Consider the following 7709-nt stretch of genomic DNA (forward strand, 5'->3'; position numbering starts at 1 on the left):
GCCTATGTTTTTCATTTCAAAGCTCCGGAATCTTCTGAAATCCAAGACGAAAGACGAGAGTGGGGTACTCACGGTTGAGGCTTTGCTTGTCTTTCCGATGCTGGTGTGGACGATCACAGGCGCCTTCACGTATTTCGACGGCTTCCGCCAAAGCGCATCTAACCTTAAAGCGGCATATACGGTTGGCGATTTGATCTCTCGCGAGACCGGCACGATCACGGACACATATATTACCTCATTGCATTCGCTGCTGGTGGCGATGGTCAACAACCGATCACAGATGAATCTGCGCGTGTCGCTGGTTGTGTTCGACGAAGAAGATGATCGTCATTACGTCAGATGGTCAACCGCGCGCGGGTACGACAGCATCTGGACCGACGACAATATTGACCGCATGCGTGATAACCTGCCGCCTATGCCCAACCAGGACACACTGATCATTGTTGAAACGGCGAATGCTTACATTCCGGTCTTTGACTCGATTTATGGGGTAGATTTCCTCAAAGGCGACCACGTCTTTGAAAATTTCGTCTTTACACGCCCACGCTTTACCAATGAGGTTGCGGCAAATGTGTCGGGCGTTGTTGAAATTGAGGAAAATCCCGACGGGTCTGGCGAGATCGGTGAAATCGAGGACCCTGGCACAGGGGATTCCGGTGCGAGTGCGGAAAGCGCAACGAACTAGGACAAGGTTGGCCTCTTAGTGCCTTCCACCCCGCCTTCGAATAACGAGGTGGCGCTGAAGGTCTGACCTAGCCGCGTTCTGCCACCATCACAGACAAAATCTCGGACATGAATTTGGTTTCGGCGGCGGATGTCATGCCACCGATGCCAACGCGGCGTCCCAGGCGCCACCACAGCCCCGGCGCCCATCTATTTGCACCTGATTGCCGGGTTGTTACCAGAAAGCCATTCGACGGCTTGAAGGCAAACGCACCTCGTTCGACGGTTTCAATGTCTTCTATTGCGGCGATCGGCTGCCCTGCCCCGGTTCTGAGTTCGGTCTCAGTCAGCTCGATCCAATCCGAGGTTGCCTGCCACATGCGATAGGCCAGCCAGAAGGACGCCGCGCCTACCACAAACAGGAATGCCTGCCAGGATGGCTCCGGCGGCGCGGCAAGCGCGACGAAAACAACCAGAAAGCCCACGGTTGACAACATTCCGACACCCATCCACCGCCTGGGTGATGAGGCTTTGACCACGGCCAGAACTTCTTGTTGCATTTTCTGCTCTCCCACTTTGCAGTTGGGTTTAGCCACTTTCCCAGCCAAACAACAGAGGTGAACTCACCTGCTGAATTTCGCACAGGTTGCGTGTTTCAGCGCAAATTGACCCGCCATGGCAGTGCGGTACATCTTCCCCATAGCAACAGGAGCGCAGCAATGTCCCTCAGACCGACTTTGGAAACCCGAAAGGCCATACCGACGATGGAGGGGGCAGGCGTTAAACTGCACCGCGCTTTCGGCTTTCAGGATCCGTCGGAACTGGATCCTTTTCTGCTGTTCGACGACTTTCGCAATGAACGCCCGCAGGACTATCAGGCTGGATTTCCATGGCATCCGCATCGCGGGATCGAGACAATCACCTATGTCCTGTCCGGCTCGGTTGAGCATTCGGATTCACTTGGCAATAACGGAACACTTGGCGCGGGTGATGTGCAGTGGATGACGGCAGGGTCCGGAATCCTGCATCAGGAAATGCCCAAGGGAAGCCAAACCGGGCAAATGCACGGGTTTCAGCTGTGGGGCAATCTACCCGCGGCCCAAAAGATGACAACACCGCGATATCAGGACGTGCCGCGCAAAGAGATCCCTGAAATCACGGACGATGACGGAACCGTTGTCCGTGTGATCGTGGGGACGTTTTGGGGCAAGACAGGCCCAGTCGACGGCATCGCCGCCGACCCTCAGTATCTGGACATCCAAATTCCGGCAGGTGTGAAGAAGACCTTCCCCATAGACACCTACCGTCGCGCATTTGCATATGTATTCGAAGGCGCGGGCGCCTTTGCTGATGCCTCGCGGCCTGCGGGGGTCCTTTTGGAAAAAGAAGTTGGCGGCCAAGAGGTGAACATTCGTGACATGTCGGGAGACCGAACACTGGTTCGGTTTGGGAGTGGTGACGAAGTGACCGTTCAGGCAGGTCCGGAGGGTGTCCGGTTCCTGCTGATTTCCGGCGCACCGATCAATGAGCCGGTCGCGTGGCACGGCCCCATCGTCATGAACACCCGGACCGAGCTTGAACAGGCTTTTCGCGAATTGCGCAACGGGACGTTTATTCGGCCGGCACATTGACTGCCCCTTAAGCAGTCATCGCCTTTCGGACCATGTCCCAATAGACGGCTTCAACCTCGTCCAGCGAAAGCCGCCCACCGGCGCGATACCACGTCATGACGCCGTTCAGCATGGCGATGACCGCCAATGTCGCAATCTTCGTATCCGCGACCGCAAAGATACCCGCCCGCTGACCTTCGCGCAAAATGGCTTCAAGCCCGTCTTCATACTTGCGGCGCAGATCCTCTATTTCGGCGAAGTTTTCGGGCGTGAGGTTCCTAAGTTCCATATAGGCGATGAATACCTCGTCAGGGCGCTGCAGGTGGAACCGGATGTGAAATCCGACAAACCGACGCAAAGCAACCTGCGGATCGCCAGTTTGCTTTTGCTCGCCATAGGCGGACAACAAATCCTGCATATGGTCGCGCATCAAACGGAACAGAAGGCTCTGCTTATCCGGGGTGTAATTGTACAATGCCCCGGCCTGCACCCCAACCTCGCCCGCAATTTTCCGCATGGAAACAGCAGCATACCCATGGCGCGCGAAAAGCCGAAGCGCTGCCTGCCGGATACGCGGGCCGGTAATGTCCGAGTGTGAGCCTTGTGTACGTGCCATGTATCCACCATATCTGAACGGATGTTCAGATAGAAGCCCGCTTGAAACGACCGGACAAAAAGTGCATCACCGATGCCAGTTGCCACAATAAGGTTTCATCATGAAGCCCCTTCTTCTTCTGCCCCTAGTTTTGCTCTGCCTGGGATGCACCAATTTTCCCGAGCTGAAAGACCGCGAAGGGCCAAATGTGCAATCGGCCCCCTACCCCAAATTAACCCCACTGGCAGATGTTTTCGCTGTGCCTGTTGACCCGCTGTACGAAGCGGCAGAGGTCGAAAGTGAATTGACCGACCGCAGCAAGGCGTTGAAGAAAAAGGCAACGGCATTGCAAAACGCTCAGACCAATTAATCCTCAGGTTTTCTGCCGCCCGGCATGGGTGTCGCGGATTGCGCCTCGGCGCTGAACCCGCTAAGGCAGCGGGAACGGGGAAACACCCCAGTTTAGGATATTCGAGCGGAAAGGAACCCACAGGATGACACAGGCGCTGCGGCTTGGAATTGCGGGCTTGGGAACTGTTGGTGTGGGTGTCGTCAGGATCGTGCGCCGCCATGCCGACCTGCTGCAGGCACGAACGGGTCGTCCCATCCAGATCACAGCGGTTTCCGCGCGTGACGCTGGCAAGGATCGCGGTGTGAACCTGTCGGATTATGCCTGGGAAACTGACCCTGTCGCATTGGCACAGCGCGACGATATTGATGTTTTTGTTGAACTGATGGGCGGGGAAAACGGACCTGCCAAAGCCTCGGTCGAAGCGGCGCTAGCCAGTGGTAAGGATGTCGTCACCGCCAACAAGGCCCTGTTGGCCATTCACGGTCAGGAACTGGCCGAAATGGCCGAAGCCGCGGGCCGTGTGATCCGCTTCGAAGCGGCCGTGGCTGGCGGCATTCCAGTGATCAAATCCCTGACCGAAGGACTTGCGGGCAACGAAATCACCCGCGTCATGGGGGTGATGAATGGCACATGCAACTATATCCTGACCCGGATGCAATCGCAGCGGCAGGGATATAACGCCCTGTTCGACGAATGCGCACAGCTGGGTTACCTTGAAGCCGATCCAAATCTGGATGTGGGCGGGATAGACGCCGCGCATAAACTGGCGCTGCTCGCCTCGATCGCATTCGGCACCAAACCGAATTTCGACGGGATCGAGATCGAAGGCATTCAGCAGATCAGTCTGGATGACATCGACCAGGCCCATGACATGGGATACCGGATCAAACTGTTGGGCGTGGCTCAGCGCACGGCACGGGGGCTTGAACAGCGGATGCAGCCGTGTTTGGTGCCCAGTGACTCGCCCCTGGGCCAGCTTGAAGGCGGCACCAATATGGTGGTGATCGAAGGCGACGCGGTCGAGCAGGTTGTTCTGCGTGGCCCCGGAGCTGGCGAGGGTCCAACGGCGAGCGCGGTGATGGGCGATGTCTGCGATCTGGCACGTGGGCTTCAGATTCCGACTTTCGGCCGCCCTGCCAGTTCGTTGCAGGACGCAGTGCCAGCGCTGACTGGTCGCCCTGCCCCCTATTATTTGCGTCTGGGTCTGCTGGACAAACCCGGCGCCTTGGCCAAAGTTGCGGCCATCCTGGGCGATGCCGGGGTCTCGATTGATCGCATGCGCCAATACGCCCATGCGGAAAGCACCGCGCCGGTTCTGATAGTTACCCACAAAACCACCCGTGCCACGCTGGATGTCGCCTTGCTGGGCCTGCACGAGACCGATGTTGTTTCGGGCACACCGGTTGCTTTGCGGATTGAAGAGGTTTGACCCTTGCGGCCTGCACGATACGCAGGCTATGCCGGACAAGACGCCGATACTGACCTGAGGATAGTGAAAATGAGTGCTGCCAAGATTGATTTCAATGACCGCCTGTTGTCTCTGGGCCTGGCGCGGGTTGCGGAACAGGCTGCGCTTGCTTCGGCTTCGCTGGTTGGACGGGGTGATGAAAAGGCCGCTGACCAGGCCGCTGTGAATGCCATGCGCGAACAGCTGAACCTTCTGGATATCGCCGGTGTCGTTGTCATCGGTGAAGGCGAGCGCGACGAGGCACCGATGCTGTATATTGGTGAGGAGGTCGGGTCCGGCAATGGTCCCGGCGTCGACATCGCGTTGGACCCTCTGGAAGGCACCACGCTGACCGCCAAGGACATGCCCAACGCGTTAACTGTGATAGCAATGGGCCCGCGCGGATCAATGCTGCATGCACCGGACGTTTATATGGACAAACTGGCCGTTGGCCCGGGTTTCCCTGAAGGCGTTGTCAGCCTGGACATGAGCCCGCGCGAACGTGTGGAAGCGCTGGCCAAGGCCAAGGATTGCGAGCCTGCCGACATTACCGTCTGCATCCTGGAACGCCCTCGGCATGAGGCAATGATTGCCGAAGTTCGCGAAACCGGTGCATCTATCCGCCTGATCACCGATGGTGATGTTGCTGGCGTCATGCACTGCGCCGAAAGCGAAGTCACCGGGATCGACATGTATATGGGCCAAGGCGGCGCCCCCGAAGGTGTTCTGGCCGCTGCAGCGCTGAAATGCATGGGCGGGCAGATCTTTGGCCGCCTGCTGTTCCGCAATGATGACGAACGCGGCCGCGCCGCCAAAGCGGGCATCACCGATCTGGACCGCATCTATTCGCGCGATGAGATGGTAACCGCCGATGTGATCTTTGCCGCAACCGGCGTCACCGGCGGCTCTTTGCTGCCGCGCATCAAGCGCGAGCCGGGTTGGGTTGAAACCACCACCCTGTTGATGCGGTCGAAAACCGGGTCGGTTCGACGCATGTCCTACCGCACGCCGACGTGGTCGCATAACGACGGCTAAGATCTTGCGCCTGACCATCGTGCAGGGCTATCCATAGAAATGATAAGGCCGGGTCCGCGAGGGTCCGGCCTTGGCACATCAGGGGCAGGACATGAGCTTTCTTGGGGTTGAACATTCACTGTCAGCACGTCGCTGGGTCGGCCCCTCGGCGGATGTAGAGCGCGCGACCGAGGTGCTAGTACAACAAGCCGGATTGCCTCGGGCCGTCTGTCAGGTTCTGGCCCGGCGCGGTGTTCCGGCAATGGAAGCTCCGGGATTTCTAGAACCCAAACTGAAAGAGCTGTTGCCCGATCCGCGCGCGATGAAAGACATGGAATCCGCTGCAACCCGTTTTCTGACTGCGGTCCGTCTAAAGCAGCGCATTGCGATCTTTGCCGATTATGACGTCGACGGAGGCAGTTCGGCTGCTCTGCTACTCACGTGGTTGCGTCAGATGGGCCTGCAGGCGACGCTCTATGTGCCTGACCGGATTGATGAGGGCTATGGCCCCAACGTCCCGGCGATGCAGGAACTGGCCGCCGCGCATGATCTGATTATCTGCGTCGATTGCGGAACCCTCAGCCATGAACCCATCGCCGCCGCAAAGGGGGCCGATGTCATCGTCCTGGACCACCACCTTGGTGGCGAAACTTTGCCCGATTGCGTGGCCGTGGTGAACCCGAACAGACAGGACGAAAGCGGCGATCTTGGCTATTTTTGTGCCGCCGCCGTCGTGTTCCTGATGCTGGTCGAGGCCGGACGGCAACTGCGCGAAGCGGGTGCAAAAGGGCCTGACCTGATTGCAATGCTAGACCTTGTGGCGCTGGCCACGGTGGCGGATGTGGCTCCTTTGATCGGTGCAAACCGCGCGCTTGTGCGTCAGGGGCTGAAGGTCATGGCGCAACGACAAAGACCGGGGTTGGTGGCGCTGTCGGATGTGGCGCGGATGGATTCCGCGCCCAACAGCTATCATCTGGGGTTCATGCTGGGCCCGCGCGTCAACGCAGGGGGCCGGATCGGCCAGGCCGATCTGGGTGCCCGGCTGCTCAGCACCGATTCAACCCATGAAGCAGAGGCTCTGTCGCAGCGGCTGGACGAGTTGAACACCGAGCGGCGCGATATTGAAAATGCGGTTCGGGCAGCCGCCATGGAACAGGCCGAAGAACGGGGCCTTGATGCGCCCTTGGTCTGGGCGGCCGGGGAAGGCTGGCATCCGGGCGTTGTCGGCATCGTCGCGTCGCGCCTCAAAGAAACCGCCAACCGCCCGGCCATCGTCATCGGTCTGGACGGGGATGAGGGCAAAGGATCGGGCCGATCAGTGACCGGTGTCGATCTGGGTGCCTCGATTCAGCGGCTGGCGGTGGAAGGTCTGCTGGTCAAGGGCGGCGGCCACAAGATGGCGGCTGGCCTGACGGTCATGCGTGATCAGCTGGAACCGGCGATGGAACGGCTCAGCGAATTGCTGGCAAAACAAGGGGCAGGTCAAACCGGCCCTGCTGACCTGAAACTGGAAGGCACACTTATGCCCTGCGCGGCCACTGTCGATCTGATTGAACAGATTGAAAAAGCAGGGCCTTTCGGCGCCAGTGCTCCGGCTCCGCGGTATGCCTTTCCGGACTTACAAGTGCGCTTTGCCAAGCGGGTCGGCGACTCCCATCTGAAGCTGTCGCTGTCGGACGGGGTGGGTGCCGGGTTGGATGCCATTGCGTTTGGCGCCTTTGACGGACCAATGGGGGAACGGCTGACCAATCACGGCGGCGCACGCTTTCATTTCGCCGGACGACTTGAGGTGAACACATGGGGTGGACGGCAAACTGTACAACTCAGATTGGAAGATGCCGCCGAGGCGATCTAAGGCCGCATTCGCCACCGCCAAAAAACTTTCACAACCCTGCGTTTTTCGGCTTGCGGGGGTCAGAGTGAAACCGTAAAAGGCCCCCCACAAGCTAGCGTGGCCCGTTCGTCTATCGGTTAGGACGCCAGGTTTTCAACCTGGAAAGAGGGGTTCGATTCCCCTACGGGCTACCA

Annotated in this window: 8 protein-coding genes and 1 tRNA gene; 7 read left to right on the plus strand and 2 right to left on the minus strand. The window is 58.9% G+C overall.

The window, feature by feature from the left end; translation table 11 throughout:
• Positions 1-4 precede the first annotated feature (4 nt).
• On the plus strand, positions 5-685 hold the full coding sequence (locus AC2FIZ_RS05350) for a hypothetical protein (RefSeq protein WP_142634671.1): 681 nt from the start codon (positions 5-7) through the stop codon (positions 683-685).
• Between the two features lie 67 nt (positions 686-752).
• Here AC2FIZ_RS05350 and AC2FIZ_RS05355 read toward each other — a convergent pair whose 3' ends face one another.
• On the minus strand, positions 753-1223 hold the full coding sequence (locus AC2FIZ_RS05355) for a hypothetical protein (protein WP_281972336.1): 471 nt from the start codon (positions 1221-1223) through the stop codon (positions 753-755).
• Between the two features lie 159 nt (positions 1224-1382).
• On the opposite strand from AC2FIZ_RS05355, the gene AC2FIZ_RS05360 reads away from it, so the two are divergent.
• Positions 1383-2294 carry a pirin family protein gene (locus AC2FIZ_RS05360; RefSeq protein WP_281994818.1) on the plus strand — a complete coding sequence of 304 codons (912 nt, stop codon included), beginning with the start codon at positions 1383-1385 and terminating at the stop codon, positions 2292-2294.
• A 7-nt stretch (positions 2295-2301) separates the two neighbouring features.
• Here the strand turns inward: AC2FIZ_RS05360 and AC2FIZ_RS05365 are convergent, their stop codons facing one another.
• The gene (locus AC2FIZ_RS05365) at positions 2302-2889 is read right to left on the minus strand and encodes a TetR/AcrR family transcriptional regulator (RefSeq protein ID WP_281994819.1); all 588 of its coding nucleotides are present in this window, start codon (positions 2887-2889) and stop codon (positions 2302-2304) included.
• Positions 2890-2989: 100 nt separating this feature from the next.
• Between AC2FIZ_RS05365 and AC2FIZ_RS05370 the strand changes: the two genes are divergently transcribed.
• The 5 genes from AC2FIZ_RS05370 to AC2FIZ_RS05390 all read left to right on the plus strand — a co-directional run bounded on the left by AC2FIZ_RS05370 (position 2990) and on the right by AC2FIZ_RS05390 (position 7709).
• A complete protein-coding gene (locus AC2FIZ_RS05370; RefSeq protein ID WP_142634680.1) occupies positions 2990-3238 on the plus strand; it encodes a hypothetical protein in 249 nt (82 codons plus the stop codon).
• A 124-nt stretch (positions 3239-3362) separates the two neighbouring features.
• Entirely contained in the window at positions 3363-4649 is a 1287-nt protein-coding gene (locus AC2FIZ_RS05375) for a homoserine dehydrogenase (protein WP_142634682.1), read from the plus strand.
• A 69-nt stretch (positions 4650-4718) separates the two neighbouring features.
• A complete protein-coding gene (gene glpX, locus AC2FIZ_RS05380; protein ID WP_142634684.1) occupies positions 4719-5702 on the plus strand; it encodes a class II fructose-bisphosphatase in 984 nt (327 codons plus the stop codon).
• 91 nt (positions 5703-5793) lie between these two features.
• A complete protein-coding gene (recJ, locus tag AC2FIZ_RS05385) occupies positions 5794-7536 on the plus strand; it encodes a single-stranded-DNA-specific exonuclease RecJ (protein WP_496790688.1) in 1743 nt (580 codons plus the stop codon).
• A gap of 98 nt (positions 7537-7634) precedes the next feature.
• Positions 7635-7709 (plus strand) — tRNA-Glu (locus tag AC2FIZ_RS05390).

It is taken from the genome of Ruegeria sp. CDSB022, from assembly GCF_059611145.1.